Source organism: Streptococcus sp. ZY19097, assembly GCF_040731245.1.
Taxonomy (GTDB): Bacteria; Bacillota; Bacilli; order Lactobacillales; family Streptococcaceae; genus Streptococcus; species Streptococcus orisratti.
This window is the reverse complement of sequence record NZ_CP160400.1, coordinates 273,768-293,428: the sequence shown is the minus strand read 5'-3', so window position 1 is coordinate 293,428 and position 19,661 is coordinate 273,768. Positions and strand designations below refer to the sequence as shown.

Genomic DNA, 19,661 nt, shown 5'->3' with positions numbered 1-19,661 from the left:
TTATTATAACAAATTTCCTAATTCATCAGGAAGTGAAGACTGCTTTTCAAGGATAAAATCGTCGCCTGACTGGCAAATAAGTAGATCAGCTGCTGCCTGATAAGGTTTATAGTAATTTTCATACTGCTTTCGACGTGCCTTATGAGTTACTTTAATCCATTCAGGATGACGTTTTCTGATACTGGTATCACGTGCCAAACGCCGTGCCAACTCAGTTTCATCGTCTGTATAAAAGCAGATAGACAAATCAAATAAATGCTCTGATAAAAAAGCTGCTGACATCCCTTCAATTAGTAAAATCGGTTTTTGTCCTGACAAGCGTTGACTGGGTGCCCAAGGTTCATCAATGGTGAGAATATCCATCCCCGAAGATAAGGCTATAATATCACGTTTCAGGCTACTAAGTTCATGAGCCAAAGGAAGACAAGCCGTCACCTTCTGGTCTGGGCAATCTTTAACAGTTACCAAATTACGATATTCCCCTGAGATAATATAAGGATCTGTTTCCAACAGATTAACCTGACTTTGTTCCAAGAGATGATACAAATCCATAGCAAATCTGGATTTTCCAGAAGCCCCATGTCCATAAATACGAATACAGTGATGCTTGCCATCTGAAAGATAGGCCACAAGAGCTTGCAGTAAATTTTCTCTTAACATTTAACACCCCCCAATCTAAATTTTTGAGCAAAAAACTTATCTAAAATGAACTGATGCTGAGCATTTACAACAGGTAATTTCGCTACTTCTTCCTGAAAAATAGCCAAGCTCCAAAGTCTCCTCGTTGTGAAAATAGCTCATATCGTAGTCTCTCAAAGCTTTGACTTCATCAGCAAGCCCAATGGTTTGAGCAATATCTCCGTTAGGATAGGAATACTCAAAATTCGTATAAACATTGAGAAGGCATAAAGATTCAATCTCTATCCCAGACTCCCCACGAAATTCACGAACAAATGTATCTCTCGAACTTTCGCCAAGTTCCATACAACCACCAATAAAGTCCAAAATTCCCTTATCAGCACGTTTCTGCGACAAAACACGTCCTTTTTCATCTACTAAATGCCTACTGTAAAAACCAGGAATATCTTGTCATGACCCATCTTAGAACGAATGTAGGAAATATAAGCCTGAACCATCTTCTCCTCATCATCACCAATATAGAAAAGCAGCCGACACTACGACTGCTCCACATTTTAAAAATTACGTTTGTTACTGTTGTAGCCATAACGTTCAACAAAATCTTCACGAAATTCAAGTAAATTGTCATCCAAGATGGCTTGCCGAACTTTTTTCATGAGATTTACTAAGAAATACAGATTGTGGTAGCTAGTCAAGCGTAGGCCAAAGGTTTCATCCGCCTTGAGCAGATGACGGATGTAAGCCCGTGTATAGTTTTGACAAGTGTAGCAATCACAATCGTGGTCAAGTGGGGTAAAGTCTTCTGCAAATTGGGCATTTTTAACCACCAAACGTCCTTGTGAAGTCATGCAGGTTCCATTCCTAGCAATACGTGTTGGAAGAACACAGTCAAACATATCGACACCACGGATAACCCCATCAATCAAGCTATCAGGAGCACCAACCCCCATAAGATAACGAGGTTTGTTTTCTGGTAGCATCGGCACCGTGAAATCCAGCACAGCATTCATTTCCTCGTGGCTTTCTCCAACAGCTAAGCCACCGATAGAGTAACCTGGAAAATCCAGCCCGACCAAATCTTGAGCCGACTGGCGACGCAAGTCTTCAAAACCAGCTCCCTGCACAATCCCAAAAAGGCCTTGATCATTCGGACGACGGTGAGCTCTGAGTCCTCGTTCAGCCCAACGACTAGTGCGTTCGATGGATTTTTTTACATAATCATAAGGCTGGTAAAACTGTGGACATTCATCAAAAGACATCATGATGTCTGATCCTAGATTATTTTGAATGGAAATAGCCTTCTCTGGTGATAAAAACATTTTAGCACCGTTAAGATGGTTCTTGAAAGTCACCCCTTCTTCGGTAATATTGCGGCTATCTGCTAGAGAATACACTTGAAAACCACCACTATCTGTCAGAATGGCTTGATCCCAATTCATGAATTTGTGCAAGCCTCCTGCACGTGCAATGAGCTCATCACCTGGACGCAACCAAAGGTGATAAGTGTTTGATAGAATAATCCCTGATCCCATTTCTTTGAGTTCTTCGGGTGACTGTGTTTTGACAGTTGCTTGAGTCCCCACCGGCATAAACATGGGTGTTGGGAAGGTCCCGTGTGGGGTAATGATTTCCCCTAGACGAGCCCCTGTGTGTTTTTCTTTTTTAATTAAGCGATACTTAATCGGATAATCTGACATTTGTGATATAACTCCTTATACTTCAGGAAAAACAGTCCTGAGTTCTTGATCCGCCTTAAGAGGGGCAACATAAAAAACTATCTGTCACTTTTTGTCCCAATCTCAGGTTGTTAACCTTTTTGATTTTACCAAAAAATAAGCTGAATGTCATTAGCTTATCCCGAATGTGATATAATGTTCCTATATATTTTCGACTAAGGAGAACACATGCGCGCTTATCAATTCCGTGAACAAGCTCGAAACCTGTTAAAAAGTCTGTCTGGCAAGTATGCACTCTTTTTTCTGCCTAGCTTTCTATCAATTTTTTCAATCTATCTGACTTTACGTGAAACCTTGCTCAATATAGAAGGAACTAGCATCTCAGTCAGTGCCCGTATTTTCCCTTTACTTATTAGCTTACTTGTGACCCTCTTTAGCTTGTCTGCGGGCTACACTGTCTTGGAGGTTATCCGAGGAAGGCAGCGACAAGTTAGTTTTTCCGACAGCAATCTTACCTTTTCTAGCGAGATTTTCTGGAAACTGCTGGCCACCTTAATGCTACGTTGGCTTTATCTTCTTCCGTGGTCTCTGACTTGGAGGTTGGGAGATTATTTAATCCAGCTAGGTAGTCATTCAGTCGTTCTAAATTCTAATCATATGGATTCTTTTTCCCTTGCCCTGATTGTTCTGGGTGGGCTACTTTACCTTCTTGGACTCTTTCTTGTTATTGTAAAACAGTATAGTTATACTCTAGCCGACTACCTACTTTACGATCATTTATTGGAGGGCAATTATCCTGGTGCCGTTAAGCTTTTGGCTGAAAGTCACCGCTTAATGAAAGGATATCGCTGGAAACTTTTCTGTCTAGAAATCAGCTTTATCGGTTGGCATATCTTGTCTGGTCTAACTCTGGGCTTGCTCAATTTTTACGTTCTACCTTATACAACAACAGCTCATGTTCTTTTTTACGAACATCGTTTACAGTTAGAAAAAGACGACAGTAAATGACAGTCTCATTTGTTATTTTATCCTCAGACTGAGGATTCCTTCGCTTTCCTTCAACTCTGATTTGTGATATGATTAGGGTATATGAATAGAATGAAAGAAGGTTATTATGTCTGTACAAAGTAAACTGATTAAACCCAGTCATCTAATTGACATGGATGATATTATTCGGGAAGGAAACCCAACATTACGCGCTGTGGCTGCTGATGTAACTTTCCCCTTATCTGACGAGGACATCATTCTCGGTGAAAAAATGATGCAATTCTTAAAAAACTCCCAAAATCCTGTTATGGCTGAAAAAATGGGATTGCGTGGCGGTGTTGGCTTGGCAGCTCCACAACTGGACATTTCAAAACGCATTATTGCTGTCCTTGTACCAAACCCTGAAGATGAGGAAGGCAATCCACCTAAAGAGGCCTATAGTCTCCAAGAAGTCATGTATAATCCTAAAGTGGTTGCCCACTCTGTGCAAGATGCTGCGCTAGCTGATGGCGAAGGGTGCCTCTCCGTTGACCGTCTGGTCGAAGGGTATGTCGTTCGTCATTCCCGTGTTACTGTTGAATATTTCGACAAAAACGGAGATAAACATAAAATCAAACTTAAAGGCTACAATTCCATCGTTGTCCAACACGAAATTGACCATACCAATGGCATCATGTTCTACGACCGTATCAATGAGAAAAATCCATTTGCCATCAAAGAAGGCATGCTAATTATTGAGTAAGCAATTAAGTTTTCTATAAGAAAACGTTAAGTCTCAGTTAAGTTAGCTCAGCTATACTATAACCATCCTAGCAATAGGACTCCTAGCAGTGATTGTCAGCCAATCGTTACGATTTTGCAAAGCTAACTCTTGGGACAACCTTGCATAGATATCCGTAAGTAGCCAAAGCTACAACGGCTATCGTAAAAACTTTTCTTTTTCATAAATCTCCTAGAGAGGACGTTGAGCAACCAACGTCCTTTCGTTTTGATTTTAACTGAGAAACTTATGATCTTGTCTTTTAATCCGAGGCGTGACAATAACTTTACTGCTAATACTCTTCGAAAATCAAAATTATCCGTTGTCAACTTGCCTTGATGAACTCAAGTTCTATCGTCGGCTTCGTTTCCTAGGCTACTTTTGATTTTCATTGAGTATAAAAATACTAAAGGCAGTCGCCATAGTGGGGTATCTAACTACTACTAGCTTTAGAATTATTTTGCATCCTTACATCACAGCATATGTAATCTATACTTGGAGTTGAGGAAGTAGAAAGTGAGGTCATAAAAGACAAGCAAAAAAACATTTTTATTATCATTTGCCTAAACTCTTAACCTTATGTTATACTCAATGAAAATCAAGATAGACTAATTTCAACAGTCTGGGGGAGACCGTTAAATTGGAGATAGGGAAACCTAGTTCGTATCATTAGTATATAGAATAAGCCCTGCTACTCTCTAGCTTTCAGCTGACAGGTGGTTAAAATTCACTGGAACTTAACACTTATCAAATCAAGTGAACAACGTCTGATTTTGATTTTCGAAATTATTAACTGTATCAATTAGAAGAATGGAGGTTTTGCTATGATTAAAACTGTTGGGATTGTGAGTCTATCCAGTGGTATCATTGGTGAGGAGTTTGTTAAGCACGAGGTGGACTTAGGTGTGCAGCGGTTGAAGGACTTGGGATTGGAGATCACTTTTCTACCGCATGCACAAAAGGGGCTAGACTATGTTAAGGAACACCCTGAAGCGCGGGCGCAAGATTTGATTGCGGCTTTTGCGGATGACAGCATTGACATGATTTTGTGTGCGATTGGCGGGGATGACACTTATCGCTTGTTGCCTTACCTTTTTGACAACGACCAGCTGAAACAGGCGGTCAAGCAAAAAATATTCCTTGGTTTTTCAGATACAACCATGAACCACCTCATGTTGCACAAGCTGGGAGTCAAAACCTTTTACGGTCAATCTTTTCTGGCAGATGTTTGTGAGTTGGACACAGAAATGCTGCCTTACAGCCTGCACTACTTTAAAGAGCTGATTGAGACAGGGAAAATTTCAGAAATTAGACCAAGTGAGGTCTGGTATGAGGAACGCACTGACTTTAGTGAGAAGGCTCTGGGAACACCGCGCATCAGCCATACTAATAGTGACTTTGAACTTCTGCAAGGAGCAGCTCAATTTGAGGGCGAAATTTTGGGCGGCTGCTTGGAGTCACTCTATGATATTTTTGACAATTCTAGATATGAGGACACTACCACTCTCTGTGAGCAGTACCAACTCTTTCCTAGCTTATCTGACTGGGAAGGGAAAATTCTGCTGCTAGAAACTAGCGAGGAAAAACCAGCGCCAGCCTTGTACCGACAAATGCTACAAGCCTTAAAGGCTACGGGGATTTTTGAAGTCGTGAGTGGCCTTCTGGTCGGCAAACCTATGGACGAGACTTATACTAGCGACTATAAAGAAGCCCTGTTGGAAATTGTCGGCGATGACCTGCCTATCCTTTTCAACCTCAATGTTGGTCACGCGACACCAAGAGCCATCGTACCTTTCGGCGTGCACGCGTGTGTGGATGCGACCAAGCAGGTGATTAGGTTTGATTATTAAAGGCGGGCTCTAGGAGGACAACTATGGGACTGTTTGATTTTTGGAAAAAGAAACCTCAGGAGGCGGTAAGTTCAAAGAGAATTGACCAAGAGATCTATAGAAAAATAGCAGAGTTGCTCACAAAAGACCCGACTATTCTTTCTAACTTAGAACTGTGTTTCGCATCTCCACAGCGCTACTTGGATAAATACGCTGAGCGCTATGACAAGCGCGGCATTGACAGTCAGGATAGTGAAGTCACCATCGTCTGGCTGGGATTGACAGATGAACTTTTGGCAGGAGAGCAAATCATTGAGCTAGATTGGAAGGCAGACTTACCAGACTTCCTGATGTCAATCAAAATTCTGGCAGACAGATACCAACTCAGTTTAGAGACTGACTGGTTCAAGGAGGAAGACAGCATTCCTGTCTGGTGTCACACCTTGGATGACAAATGGGCCGAACTGGGCTTTTGCGTAGGAGCCATGGACATTGACAGCGACAGCTATGTGATGTTCATCTGCCCAAGTGAGACACTGCGAGAGCTCATGACGCTAGGGCAAAAAATCAAACAGCGCTTTGATTTAGCTGAAAAGATGTGAGAAAATCAAAACCACCCGTCAAACGGGTGCTTCAGAATGAAGACAAATATCTCGATTGATGTTTGTCTTTTTCTGTTTATAGAATTTAAATCGCCTCTTTTTACTAAAATAGAGGGTATTTGTACAATATAAAAAGGCTTCCCTGCCCTTATTTTTACCAATTTCTTTAGATTTAAACACGCCAAAGTCAGTCCAACTTTATCTTCCATTTTGGACTTGCCTTTCTCTCTTGTATAACGAAGATTGTGGTACTCTTTGGCTGTCCCAAAGAGGCGTTCAATGGTTTCTTTGCGCTTCTGGTAGAGCTCCTTCATGCCCTTTCGATGTCGAATCTCTTCACAGGTTTCTAAAGCCTCTTTCCAAATGTGTCGCGTTACCACTTTCTGCTTGTTCTTGCTTTCTGTACAAATGGATAAGAGTGGACATGTAGCACAGATAGCTGGATCACTCTTATATTCCCGATAACCTTCTCTGGTTGTAGTGCGATAGGTTAAGACCTGATTCTCAGGACAGATATAACAGTCATAGTATTCATCATAAACAAAGTCCTTAGACCGCAGTTTTCCCTTCTTTCCTCTCGGTCGTGTATACGGAAAGACTGGAGTAATCTCTTGTTCTAGGAGGAAGCGAGCGATACTTGGGGTCTTATAGCCAGAATCGGCAATGAGAAAGCTAGGCTGAAAGGGTTGGAGTTTAGCGAAGAGTGCAGGAAAGGCCTGACTGTCATGGACATTGCCAGCCTCAACGCTATAAGCCAGAGCCCAACCATGCTTGTCACAAGCCACCTGAGCTGTATAGGCAAACACCTCTTTATGATCTCCTTTGTGAAACCAACCACTTTCTGGGTCAGTTGTGGAAATTTTCTTAGCGACGGGCTCCGGCTCTTTTGCGAGCCCTAGCGGCTTTTTTGCGTGCTTTTCTCTATCCCTATTGATTTCAATCTCTAGCTGATCACTCATAAACTTGCCTTGCTTTTCAATTTCACGATTGATGAATTTACGGTTATTCGCTGCAGCCTTGATATGAGTACCATCAATGAAAATTTCTGTTGGATCTATGAAGCCTGCATTGACACAGAGCCCTAAGATATGGGTGAAAATGCCTTCAATAACCTGTCTATCTTGGAAACGACGGACATAGTTCTTTCCGTAGGTAGTGAAATGAGGCACCTTATCATCCAGTCGAAGACCAAGAAACCAACGGTAGGCAGTGTTCACTTCAATTTCCTTAATGGTTTGGCGCATGGAACGAATGCCGAAGAGACACTGAAGGATTGGAATTTTAATGAGCAGAACAGGGTCAAGACTAGGACGCCCTGTTTCATCGCTATAGCTATCTGCGACTAAGTCATAGATAAAGGAGAAGTCAATAGCTTCCTCTATTTGACGAAGGAGATGATCTTGAGGAACAAGGTCATCTAAACTGTAGAAACCAAATTGACCGCGATTGTAATCTGGATTTTCTTTGTGTAACATAGCGATTCTCCCTCTGCTTATTAACTGGATTCCTATCTCTATTATATTACTTTACGCATGAAAAAGCCGTTAGAAATACAATTCTAACGACTTTGTCTTCATTCTGAACCACCCGTCAAACGGGTGGTTTGAACACCTTTATTGTACTGAGTTTGGAGATTTTTTGTATAACGGTTGATGCGCACCCGTATAGTGGGTGGGTGTTTGTCTCACACCTTCAGAGCGAGACGGACTAAAGTCGCATAATGACAAGGGAGTAGGAAAGAACTCAATAAGTCTAAAAAGAGTTCTCCTCACTTCCAAACATCTAGGTTCGGGCTAAAATAGTCCACTGGACTATTTTACTCCCACCCCCGCACAGCTCAAAAGGTTCAGTGAACCTTTTGAGGTTGGAAATGAAGCGAACTCTGTTCGCATCAATCGTAGAGGTCAGATTTGGAGTGTGAAACACGAATTGCTGAGATTTGCTTCGCAAACCTTATCTCCAACCTTTAACAGTCCACTGGACTGTTAAACCCAATCAACCACTGCGATGAAATATTGACACGAACTTTGAGAAGCGAGGCTGAACTTTTTGCTCAGCCTCTTGATTGATATCAAATTTGTTTATTTGAGTAAGCTTTACCAAATAATCACGCGGTTTTCTGGAGCACGCCACATGCCATCACCTTCTTTAACACCAAATTCTTGGTGGAATTCATCGAAGTTGGTAATTGTGACATTAGTACGCCACTCAGCTGGGGCATGGACGTCGATACTTGCCATCATCTGCATGAATTCATCACGCGCCTTCATACGCCAGATTGTTGCAAAGTTGATGAAGAAATCACGAACAGAGAAGTCTGCTTCTTTCTTAGCAGCTTCAAGTGCGCAGGCTACACCACCGAGGTCAGCCACGTTTTCAGAAACAGTGAGTTTTCCATTCACCTTGACGCCATATGAATCCAAACCATCAAATTGAGCCACTACCTTGTCTGTACGTTCTTTGAAAGCTGCATAGTCCTCTTCAGTCCACCAATTTTTCAGGCTCCCATTTTCATCAAAAGAGGCACCATTGGTATCAAAGGCATGCGAAATTTCGTGGGCAATGACCGCCCCAATTCCACCATAATTAGCTGATGAACTTTGTTCCAAACTATAAAATGGTGCCTGTAAAATAGCTACGGGAAAGACAATTTGATTTTGCTGTGGATCATAGTAAGCATTAACCATATGAGCTGGCATGTGCCATTCGCTACGGTCAACCGGCTTATTCCATTTGCTCCAAGCATAAGCGATAGAAATTTTTGCCAAGTTCTGAGCATTTTCCACCAAGGAGAGGTTTTCATCAATAATCTTCTTGCCATAAGTTTCTGGCAATTTCTCAGGATAACCGATATGGGGTGTGATGACATTTAGCTTGGTAATGGCTTTTTCACGTGTAGCTGGCGCAAGCCAATCAGCGGTTTCAAGGCGTGATTTATAGACGTCAATCATAGTAGCTACCTTATGTTCAACATCAGCCTTGGCTTCGGGCGAGAATTTTTGACCTGCATACCAAAGACCAAGAGCTTGACTGTAAGGTCCTTCTGCTAAATAATAAGCTGCCTTACGCTTGTCACGCGCTTGTGGTGTCCCTGACAGAGCACGATTATAAGCACCTGACAAAATACGAATCTCATCAGTTAAATAAGCATTCCATGAAGTGGCTGCAGACAAGACTAAGTCAGCCTTGAGCAATTCCCAATTTCCTTCAGAATAGTATTCTGCTGCAAAATCTACCCAAAAACGTTCTTCAGGCACAATAACTTTATCTGGTAACTCACCCAAGATAGCCTTGAAAATGTCGTTCAATGGTAATTCAGGTGCCAATTTGACAAAATCTACCCATTCGTATGGATGATAAAGCTTGACATACTCAGAACTTTCTTCACGCGAAAGGACATACTTGGCAACCTTAGCATCCAGTTCAATAACCTTATCCAGTAAATCTTTGATTTCCTCATCAGAGAAGCCAAACTTAGGTAGCAATTCTTCTTGCATACTACGCCATACAGCAAGAAGTTCCTTACCTTTTTCATTATCCTCAGCATAATAAGTCGTGTCTGGCAAGATAATACCTGGTGCTTCTGCCCAGAGGACATTAAGCTGTGCATTCATAAAATCCGGCGACACTCCAAATGGTAAAAGATTAGGCTTTCCAGCCATCTCATAATCAGCCATACGACTAGCAAATTCAGCAAATGATCCCAAGTTCTTATATTCTTCAATCAGCGGTAAAACTGGTGTAACCCCAACCTTTTCACGCTTGTCATAGTTCGCTGTCATCTTGTGAAATTTGACAAAGTTTTGTAAAATGCTATCGCTTGGGAGCTTTTCACCAGCTAACCAACCATCGGTCGTTGTTAGCATGAGTTCTTCAATCTCATCAGCAAGGTCTGAAAAACCACCTGTACGAGGTTTATCATCTGGAATAACCGCAGTTTCAGCCCACTTGCCGTTGACTGCCTTATAAAAATCGTCTTGATAACGTGTCATTATTGTCTCCTTCTTCCGTGTAATCGTTTCTATTTTACCAAAAATAGCCAATATATGCAGTTTTAAAAGTCATTCTCAAATTTTTAACGATTTTTTGTGTCTAGGAGAATGGTCACGGGGCCATCGTTGACGAGACTAACCTGCATATCCGCTCCAAAAACGCCACATTCTACAGGGACAAACTGACTTAATTCTTGGTTGAAATCATCATAGAACTGGCTAGCTATATCTGGTTTAGCTGCCCCAGTAAAAGCTGGACGATTTCCTTTCTTTGTATCCGCAAAAAGTGTAAACTGTGAAACCGACAAGATACCCCCCTTGATATCTTGGACTGATAAATTCATCTTTCCATCTTGATCCGAAAAGATGCGCATATTGACGATTTTTCTAACCGCATAAGCCATATCGTCGGTCGTATCATCTGGCCCTACGCCAACTAATAGCAAAAGACCTTGCTTGATAGCACCAGCCATTTCCCCTTCAATGGAGACAGAAGCCTCTGTCACACGCTGAATAACAATCTTCATTTTAATCCTTTCTTTAAAAAGCGGACCAAACAAGTCAGCCCGCTGTCTTTATAATTACCCATTGGTTCGTTTGACGCTGTAAACATCTGGAATAATCTTAATCTTATCAACGACTGTCGTTAAACTAGCCAGATTGGCAATAGCAAAGCTAACATGGATATTAGCAAACTTCATATCTTTTGTCGGTTGGGCATTGACCGTCGAAATGTTTTTGGTCGCATTTGATAAAACCTGTAAGACATCGTTTAACAAGCCTGAGCGGTTAAGTCCATAAATATCAATTTCCGCCACATAGTCAGTTCGAGTATTATCGTCATCCCATTCAACTTCAATGAGTCGTTGTTCATAACCTTCTTGGCTCTTAATATTATGACAATCTGACCGGTGAATAGCGACACCACGCCCTTTAGTAATGTAGCCCTCAATCGGATCTCCTGGAACGGGATTGCAACATTTTGCAATGCGCATGAGAAGTCCAGACGCTCCTTGAATGATAACACCATTCTCACTGTGAACCTTCAGAACTTCCTTATTCTCGTGCTTAACCTCACCGCCCTTCATCAATTCTTCAGCCTCAGCCTTAGCTTTGGCACGTTCTTCCTCCCGCCGTTCTTTCTCAGTTAGACGGTTGAAAACACTAACAGGGCTCAATTCTCCAAAACCAACCGCTGCGTATAGAGCCTCTTCACTTCGGACACTAAGCCTTGGTAAGATGGCCTCAATGTGTTTTTTATCGAGGTACTTATTTGCCACATATCCCTGTTCTTGGAAATAATCCACCAAAAGCTCGCGGCCCTTGTTAACAGAGAGTTCTTTGTCTTGATTTTTAAAGAACTGACGAATTTTATTTCGGGCTTTATTCGTTTTGACGAGTTTAATCCAGTCTCGGCTTGGCCCAAATGAATTAGGATTGGTGACAATTTCACAAGTATCACCTGTTTTAAGTTTAGCTGTCAAAGGAACCATCCGTCCATTGACCTTTGCTCCAGTTGCTTTTTCACCTACTTTCGTATGAATAGCATAAGCAAAATCAATCGGCCCAGAGTCTTTTGGCAATTCCTTGACCGCCCCTGTTGGAGTAAAAACATAGATGCGTTCTGAAAAAATATCTTCCTTAACGGAATCTACAAAGTCTTGCGCATCACCGTTGGAAGCATCTTGTAATTCAACCAATTCCTTAATCCAATTCATCCCAAGTGCTTGTTCGCTCTGATTAACCTTACCCTTCATGCCTTTTTTATAGGCCCAGTGGGCAGCAACCCCATATTCAGCGACAGCGTGCATTTCCTTGGTACGAATTTGAATTTCAATCGGTCCTTTCGGTCCAAATACCGTGGTGTGGATGGACTGATAACCATTAGCCTTTGGTGCTGCAATATAATCTTTGAAACGACCAGGCATTGGATGCCAGAGTTCATGAATATAACCAACCATGGCATAGACATCAATCTGCGTTTCCATAATACAACGAATAGCAATCAAATCGTAAATTTGATCAAAGCGTTTTTTCTTATCACGCATCTTTCGATAAATGGAATAAATGTGTTTTGGTCGTCCATAAATGTCACCATAGAGCCCCTGCTCTTGGGTATAATCTTTGATTTTTTCAACAATTTCATCAACCAAAGCTTCACGCTCACGACGCTTTTCTGTCATCATGTGAGAAATCTTATAAAATTCCGTTTCGTTAAGATAGCGGAAAGACAAATCCTCCAACTCCCACTTAATTCGGCTAATCCCCAAACGGTGAGCCAAGGGAGCATAAATTTCCATTGTTTCACGTGAAATACGCTCTTGTTTGTCTTTTCGTAAATGCTTAAGGGTACGCATATTGTGCAAGCGGTCTGCCAGTTTAACAAGAATCACTCGAATGTCTTTAGACATAGCCATCAACATTTTACGGTGATTCTCAGCCAACTGTTCTTCGTGAGATTTATACTCAACTTTACCAAGTTTTGTCACCCCATCTACAATGTCACGAACATCTTTTCCAAAATCTGTTTCAATGTCTTCTAGACTGCTTTCTGTATCCTCCACGACATCATGTAGAAAACCACAAGCCACCGTGACAGCATCTAAATGCAAATCAGCTAAAATCCCAGCCACCTGAATAGGGTGAATGATATAAGGTTCTCCAGATTTTCTAAACTGATAAAAATGTGCTGCCATCGCATAATCCAAAGCTTTCTTAACAAAAGCCACATCGGCCTCTGTCATATACTTAGCGGTTAATGCAACAACTTCATCTCCTGTTAAATTGACTTCTTTTGCCATAGTGACCCCTTACTTGCTCTTATAATGTACTTATTTTATCACTTTTTAAGCGAAAAATAAAAGAATGTTAACACATTTCTTCTTTCCACGCCTTTGGATAATTAGAAACCACCCTTTATCTCAATTTATCCAATTTTTTTATCTTGTCCAACACCATATATTGTGCTAAACTTAGTATATCATACCATATCTAGTTTTAGGAGAATCAAATGCCCCATTTAACTGTCGTTTTTATCAGTCTAAGCGGCAATACGAAAAGTTTTGTCAAACGCCTAAGTGAGTATTTAAAAAGCAATCAAGATATTGATATACACCAAATCAACGTTAAAGAGCTTAACCATGAGACTTTTCCTGTTAAAGAACCCTTCCTTGCTGTTCTTCCTACCTATCTTGAGGGAGGAAATGGTATTGATGATGGCGATGTAGAAATATTAACCAACCCACTTGGAGATTTTATTGCCGCCCATGACAACTACAAAAACTGCTTTGGGATTATTGGATCTGGGAATCGTAATTTTAATCATCAGTACTGCCTAACGGCTAAACAATACAGCAAACGTTTTGGTTTCCCTATGATTGGGGATTTTGAATTGCGTGGCACACAAGCTGACATTGAACGATTGTCTGCAGTAATTTTAGAAACGTATAAAAACTTCTTGAAAAGATAATCTTTTAAAATTAGCTCTACTATTTCCATATAAAATGCCCTTTATTGGGCTTTTTTTGATATAATGAACAAGCATAAAATTGATACCGTAGAAAGGAAGAGAAGCATGCCCGCTTCTAAACATTAACATGAAAACAACTCTTGATTACATCAATACTTTAGCTAAAATCCCGTCACCAACAGGGTTTACCTCGCGCATTATGGACTATGTTCAAAATGAATTAGAAAGCTTTGGCTACACTCCTATTCGTACAGCAAAAGGTGGTCTCTTGGTTTCGGTAGCGGGTAGAGATGATGATAGACACCGTGTTGTCACCGCCCATCTAGATACCCTCGGTGCCATGGTTCGCGCCATCAAGCCTGATGGTCGGCTGAAAATGGATTTAGTGGGAGGATTTGTCTACAACGCCATTGAAGGCGAAAATTGCACCATTCATGTAGCAAAAAATGGCAAAGAAATTTCAGGAACCATTCTCATGCACCAAACATCTGTCCATGTTTACCGTGATGCTGGCACGGCTGAACGTAATCAAACTAATATGGAAATTCGTTTAGATGAGAAAGTGAATACAGCCGATGAAACACGGGCTTTAGGCATTGAGGTTGGAGATTTTATCTCGTTTGACCCAAGAGTTGTAGTGACGGAATCTGGCTTCATCAAATCTCGCCACTTGGATGATAAAGTCAGCGCAGCTATTCTCATTGAACTCCTCAAAACCTATAAAAATGAGGGGATTGAGCTACCACACACAACCCATTTTTACTTTTCAGCTTTTGAAGAAGTTGGACACGGGGCTAATTCTAGCCTTCATGAAAAAACAGTTGAATATCTGGCTGTGGATATGGGAGCCATGGGAGACGACCAAGCAACTAATGAATATACCGTTTCTATCTGTGTCAAAGACGGCTCTGGTCCCTATCACTATGAGCTTCGCCAGCACATGGTTGCTTTATGTGAACAACATCAAATCCCTTACAAACTAGACATCTATCCTTACTATGGGAGCGATGCCTCGGCAGCTATGCGAGCAGGGGCTGAAGTTAAACATGCCCTGTTAGGTGCAGGTATTGAGTCAAGCCATTCTTACGAGCGAACCCATATTGATTCTGTACGGGCTACAGAAAACTTAGTAGATGCCTATTTGAAAAGCACAGTTCTTTAATTTCAAAACCATTACACAAATAAAAAAACACGAAAAAGTAAAGACGACTGAGATATAGTAATTCAGTCGTCTTTTGTTGATGTAGATTGGTATGCTTTGTGAAAATCAAATCAGAATTTTATCACTTTGCCGCAATCCGCAGACTTTACTTAAATATAGTAAGGGAAACTAACAACATTATAAATGGTAACTAGGCTAATTCGGTATCATTCTCATTTTTACAGAATACTATTCTAAACAAAGAGAGGTACCCACACCTTGAAGCAATCCCAAATAATTAGATAAAAACTAATTTTTTGGGGATACTATTTTTATAAAACGAGATTACAAAGATATAGGACTTACGTCAAATAACCGTATCATAGCATTCCCAATAAATCATTAAAAATCAAATTCTACTTCTAAGCCATAGTGGTCACTGACAATAGGAGCTGCACCACCATCAAAAGCAACTTTTGAAGCAAGAATACGAATATCCTGACTAGCAAAAACATGGTCAACTTTGAGTGATTGCGTATTATCCTCCCACCCATCAATATCTTCAATAATAGTATGCTGACCTACAACTTTATCAGCCACCGCATGACTATCCTGTAATTGTAAAGGACTGTCCATAATCATACGATAGCCTGTTTCGTCAGTCGGGTTGTTGAACGCTCCCATGAGCACCAATGGTTTTTGAGCATGACTAAGTGCAGCTTCCAAACGTGGCCACTCTGTTTCAAAACCATTGCCTAGCAAAGACATATGTGCGCTGACAACAGTAATAACTTTACCATTAACCTCAGTTTCAGCTAAAAGTGCTCGACGAGTGTTGAAATTTGTCTCATCATCAGTAGCTGAAATTAAAATATCCTTAGCTAGCAGAGGAGTCTTTGACAAAATGGCAACACCTTCGTGGTATTTATCATAGCCTATATGATTATAAGCCCATGACCAATAATAAGTCTTGCCCTGAGACTTCAAGTATTGAACCAACTGGAGAGCAAAGTGATTCTTCCGAAGAGCTGGTGAGGACTCCAAGGGTTGATAAGTAGGAGCTGCCTTGGCAAGCTCACTGTCAATACCTTGATTGATTTCCTGCAAACAAACCACATCAAAGTCTTTTTCTAAAATATATTCCCCCAAATCAAAAAGCTTCTTGAGAGAGTTGACTTCCATCCATGAATGGGTATTCAACGTTAAAAACCTAGCTGTCATTATCACATCATCCTAAACATATAATTTTATACTTTTCGAAAATCGTTCTATTCTTCTCAACTCGTCTCTTTAGAGATAAAAACGTCTTTTATTTTTGTTGAGCATTACAATTTTTCATTTTCCAACGAACGGACAGCGAAAACGCTTGCGTTCATATATGTTATTCTAGCATTTTTGCTTTATTTGTAAAGTCTTTTTGAGAAGGTTGGGAAAATATTTTGCTTATTTAAAACTTATAGCTAAGCCAAAATGATCACTAACTACGGGAGTTTCATTTCCATCAAAAACTACCTGAGAGGATAAGATTTCTAATTCTTTACTCACAAATGCATGGTCCACCTTCAAATTCTTTTCGTTCCCAGACCAACCGTCAATATCAGCCTTGATAGTGTATTCTCCTGAAACAATATTAGCAGACTTGTGACTGTCTTTAAGATTTAGCGAGCTTGAAAGAATAACTTGATAGCCTTCTTCGTCAGTTGGATTATTATAATCCCCCATCAATATAAGGGGAGTTTTTTGTCCTTGAAGTTCTGCTTCAAGCTTTTTCCATTCCCCTTCAAACCCCTTGCCATACCACGACAAATGTAGGCTAACAACAGTTAAGGCTCTACCATCAATCTCCGTATCCGCTAAAAGAACGCGTCTAGTATGATAATCATATTCATCGTCCACATCTGAAACTAAAACAGCTTGTGGTTTTATCGGGGTTTTAGATAAAATGGCTACGCCTTCATGATATTTATCATAGCCAATATGATTATAGGCCCACGACCAATAGTAAGTCTTGCCCTGCTTTTGAAGTAGATTTACCAGATGCAAAGCAAAGTTATCCTGATGAATGGTCGGCGTTCCAACTATCTCACTATAAGTCGCCAATTCTTGTACTGGCTGGCTAACTATCTCTTGGTTAATTTCTTGAAGGCAAATAATATCGTAATCTTCTTTTAAAATTTGTGCCACAATATCCTGTAGCTTGTGGAGAGGGTCAGATTCCATCCATGAATGGGTATTTAGCGTTAGGCATTTCACCATTTTTTACTCCTTACATAGCAGGCAAGGAGCTGAGAATATTCTCAACTCCTAACCTCTTATATCTTAATTTGGTCTTAGAGTTCAACTTTGGCAACAGCTGTTTTAGCAGCAAGTTTACCAGTTTTCTCTAGAGTAACTGATTTAATATTGGCAACGTTAGTGAATACCACAATAACAGAGGTTTCCTTGCCAGCTGCTTTAACAGCATCAAAGTCTACAACTGCCAAAAGGTCTCCAGCTTGAACACGCTGACCATCAGAAACTTTGGCTTCAAATGGTTTACCTTCTAAGTCAACCGTATCAAGTCCAATGTGTACCAAAACTTCCAAACCATCGTCTGTCAACAAGCCATAGGCGTGTTTTGTTGGGAATACAGTAGTTACGACACCAGTTACTGGAGCATAAACATTTCCATCTGTTGGTTCAACTGCAAAGCCATCTCCCATCATTTTACCTGCAAAGACTGGATCTTTGACTTCAGTTACTGGAACAACTTGCCCATCAACAACTGAGATAACTTCTTCTGTAACACCCTTAAAGCTTACTTTATCATCACTTTTGGCATCATCCGCTGAAAAATCAACAACCGGAATTTCTGCACCTGAATCAAGTAAATCTTGAATATCAGATTTTAGAATGTCAGCTTTTGGCCCGTAAACAGCTTGAACACCAGAGTCTTTGAGAATCAAGCCCATAGCGCCAGCTTTTTTCCAATTATCTTCAGAACCAACAGCATCTAGGTTCTTAACAGTGACACGAAGGCGTGTCATACAAGCATCAACGTCAGTAATATTAGCTTTACCACCAAGAAGATTGATGATTTGAACAACTTGTGAGTTAGCATCAGCAGTTTCTCCTGTTGATCCTGCTGCAGTTGCATCTCCACCATCAAGATCTTCGTAGTTACCATTACGACCTGGAGTTGCAAAATTGAATTTCTTAATCATAAAGTCAGCGATGAAGTACATCACAACACCTGACAAGATACATACAATAACAAATGTGATAAGGTCGCCACCAAGACCTGCTTTAAGTGCCATTGGTGTACGAGTGAGCAATTCAATATTACCAAATGAGTGAAGACGAAGGTGAACTAGATCTGCAAGAGCAAATGTAATCCCTTGAACAACTGCATAAACAGCGTAAAGTGGCATTGCAACGAACATGAACATAAACTCAATAGGTTCAGTTACACCAGTCAAGAAAGTAGCTGCAGCTGTTGAGATAAACATACCTGTGTATTTATGTCTCTTATCAGCATCAACATTACGGTACATAGCATAAGCAAGTCCCATAAGTGTACCTGTAGAACCAATCATTTGACCAACTTTGAAACGAGCTGGTGTAACATTTGCCAACAAATCATTGTAAGCTGATGCATTTGAACCTTTGAGGTTGATAAGGTCTGTCACCCAAGCCAACCAAAGTGGGTCTTGACCAAATACTTGAGCCCCCTTTTGAGCTCCTGTCAAAATTTCATAAGTACCACCAAGTGATGTATAATTCATTGGAATTGTCAACATATGGTGAAGACCAAATGGAAGAAGCAGACGTTCTAGTGTACCATATACAAACGGAGCAAAGAATGGTGCTGTATCTTGTGAAGAGGCAATCCATTTACCAAAGCCATTGATTCCTGATTGGATAACAGGCCAGAAGAAAGCCAAAATAATAGCCACAATCGCTGAACGAAAAAGAACAACAAATGGCACGAAGCGTTTACCATTGAAGAATGAAAGGACATCAGGAAGCTTACGGTAGTTGTAGTATTTGTTATAAGCTGTCGCACCAACAAACCCAGCGATAATACCTACAAATACACCCATGTTAAGTGCTGGGTATTCAAGAACACTTGTGAAATAGTCAGCAACGACCATTTTTGTTCCTAAGAAACTAGTTACAACTGCTTTTGAATCTGATAACATTTCGCTTGAAATGCCATAAATACTACCAGTGATACGGTTAAGCAAGACGAATGATAGTCCTGCTGCGAAGGCACCTCCAGCACGTTCCTTAGCCCAGCTACCACCAATAGCAAGAGCAAAGAGCAAGTGAAGATTTCCAATAACTGCCCAACCAATCTGTGCAACTACATTTCCGATAGTTGCTAAAAGAGTAGAGTTTTGGTTAATCAAGGGAATAGAGTTACCAATGGAAATCATTAAACCTGCCGCAGGCATTACGGCAATAACGACCATCAAACATTTCCCGAATTTTTGCCAAAATTCGAAACTTGTTAAGTTCTTAAACGCCTTCTTCATGAGACATCTCCTTAATGTTTTATTACGCAAACGTTTGCGTTTTGTATTT

Annotated in this window: 14 protein-coding genes and 2 pseudogenes; 6 read left to right on the top strand and 10 right to left on the bottom strand. The window is 40.7% G+C overall.

Annotated features, from left to right (window positions below; translation table 11 throughout):
* Window positions 1-3: 3 nt before the first annotated feature.
* The 3 genes and pseudogenes from ABZ559_RS01410 to tgt all read right to left on the bottom strand — a co-directional run bounded on the left by ABZ559_RS01410 (window position 4) and on the right by tgt (window position 2,336).
* Window positions 4-660, bottom strand: coding sequence for a phosphoribulokinase (locus tag ABZ559_RS01410; RefSeq protein WP_367007010.1), 657 nt, complete (start codon window positions 658-660; stop codon window positions 4-6).
* Window positions 654-1,136, bottom strand: a pseudogene (locus tag ABZ559_RS01405) (NUDIX domain-containing protein). The gene ABZ559_RS01410 and the pseudogene ABZ559_RS01405 overlap by 7 nt, the downstream one beginning before the upstream one ends.
* Before the next feature lie 57 nt (window positions 1,137-1,193).
* Complete coding sequence (gene tgt, locus ABZ559_RS01400; RefSeq protein WP_018376988.1) at window positions 1,194-2,336, bottom strand: tRNA guanosine(34) transglycosylase Tgt; 1,143 nt, start codon at window positions 2,334-2,336, stop codon at window positions 1,194-1,196.
* Window positions 2,337-2,543: 207 nt separating this feature from the next.
* On the opposite strand from tgt, the gene ABZ559_RS01395 reads away from it, so the two are divergent.
* The 4 genes from ABZ559_RS01395 (at window position 2,544) to ABZ559_RS01380 (ending at window position 6,493) form a co-directional block, all read left to right on the top strand.
* Window positions 2,544-3,323, top strand: a complete 780-nt coding sequence (locus ABZ559_RS01395; protein WP_321057399.1) for a DUF975 family protein — start codon at window positions 2,544-2,546, stop codon at window positions 3,321-3,323.
* Window positions 3,324-3,429: 106 nt separating this feature from the next.
* Entirely contained in the window at window positions 3,430-4,044 is a 615-nt protein-coding gene (gene def / locus ABZ559_RS01390; RefSeq protein WP_367007007.1) for a peptide deformylase, read from the top strand.
* Window positions 4,045-4,886: 842 nt separating this feature from the next.
* Complete coding sequence (locus ABZ559_RS01385; RefSeq protein WP_367007005.1) at window positions 4,887-5,912, top strand: S66 peptidase family protein; 1,026 nt, start codon at window positions 4,887-4,889, stop codon at window positions 5,910-5,912.
* 23 nt (window positions 5,913-5,935) lie between these two features.
* Window positions 5,936-6,493, top strand: coding sequence for a DUF6630 family protein (locus ABZ559_RS01380; RefSeq protein WP_367007003.1), 558 nt, complete (start codon window positions 5,936-5,938; stop codon window positions 6,491-6,493).
* An 18-nt stretch (window positions 6,494-6,511) separates the two neighbouring features.
* On the opposite strand, the pseudogene ABZ559_RS01375 reads toward ABZ559_RS01380, so the two are convergent.
* The 4 genes and pseudogenes from ABZ559_RS01375 to ABZ559_RS01360 form a co-directional block, all read right to left on the bottom strand.
* Window positions 6,512-7,968 (bottom strand): annotated as a pseudogene (locus ABZ559_RS01375) (IS1182 family transposase).
* A 621-nt stretch (window positions 7,969-8,589) separates the two neighbouring features.
* Complete coding sequence (locus ABZ559_RS01370; RefSeq protein WP_367007001.1) at window positions 8,590-10,485, bottom strand: M13 family metallopeptidase; 1,896 nt, start codon at window positions 10,483-10,485, stop codon at window positions 8,590-8,592.
* An 83-nt stretch (window positions 10,486-10,568) separates the two neighbouring features.
* Entirely contained in the window at window positions 10,569-11,012 is a 444-nt protein-coding gene (dtd, locus tag ABZ559_RS01365) for a D-aminoacyl-tRNA deacylase (RefSeq protein WP_367006999.1), read from the bottom strand.
* Window positions 11,013-11,066: 54 nt separating this feature from the next.
* A complete protein-coding gene (locus ABZ559_RS01360) occupies window positions 11,067-13,286 on the bottom strand; it encodes a bifunctional (p)ppGpp synthetase/guanosine-3',5'-bis(diphosphate) 3'-pyrophosphohydrolase (protein WP_367006997.1) in 2,220 nt (739 codons plus the stop codon).
* 209 nt (window positions 13,287-13,495) lie between these two features.
* Between ABZ559_RS01360 and nrdI the strand changes: the two genes are divergently transcribed.
* Complete coding sequence (gene nrdI / locus ABZ559_RS01355) at window positions 13,496-13,954, top strand: class Ib ribonucleoside-diphosphate reductase assembly flavoprotein NrdI (RefSeq protein ID WP_367006995.1); 459 nt, start codon at window positions 13,496-13,498, stop codon at window positions 13,952-13,954.
* 127 nt (window positions 13,955-14,081) lie between these two features.
* Window positions 14,082-15,116: a M42 family metallopeptidase gene (locus tag ABZ559_RS01350; RefSeq protein ID WP_367006993.1), complete on the top strand. Its 1,035-nt coding sequence runs from the start codon at window positions 14,082-14,084 to the stop codon at window positions 15,114-15,116.
* Between the two features lie 381 nt (window positions 15,117-15,497).
* On the opposite strand, the gene ABZ559_RS01345 is transcribed toward ABZ559_RS01350, so the two are convergent.
* From ABZ559_RS01345 to ABZ559_RS01335, 3 genes are all read right to left on the bottom strand, one after another.
* A complete protein-coding gene (locus tag ABZ559_RS01345; protein ID WP_018376998.1) occupies window positions 15,498-16,316 on the bottom strand; it encodes an endonuclease/exonuclease/phosphatase family protein in 819 nt (272 codons plus the stop codon).
* A gap of 222 nt (window positions 16,317-16,538) precedes the next feature.
* Window positions 16,539-17,351 (bottom strand): endonuclease/exonuclease/phosphatase family protein, encoded by an 813-nt coding sequence (locus ABZ559_RS01340; RefSeq protein WP_277290965.1) that lies wholly within the window; start codon window positions 17,349-17,351, stop codon window positions 16,539-16,541.
* 74 nt (window positions 17,352-17,425) lie between these two features.
* Window positions 17,426-19,612 carry a PTS transporter subunit IIBC gene (locus ABZ559_RS01335; protein ID WP_273413590.1) on the bottom strand — a complete coding sequence of 729 codons (2,187 nt, stop codon included), beginning with the start codon at window positions 19,610-19,612 and terminating at the stop codon, window positions 17,426-17,428.
* Between the last annotated feature and the right edge of the window lie 49 nt (window positions 19,613-19,661).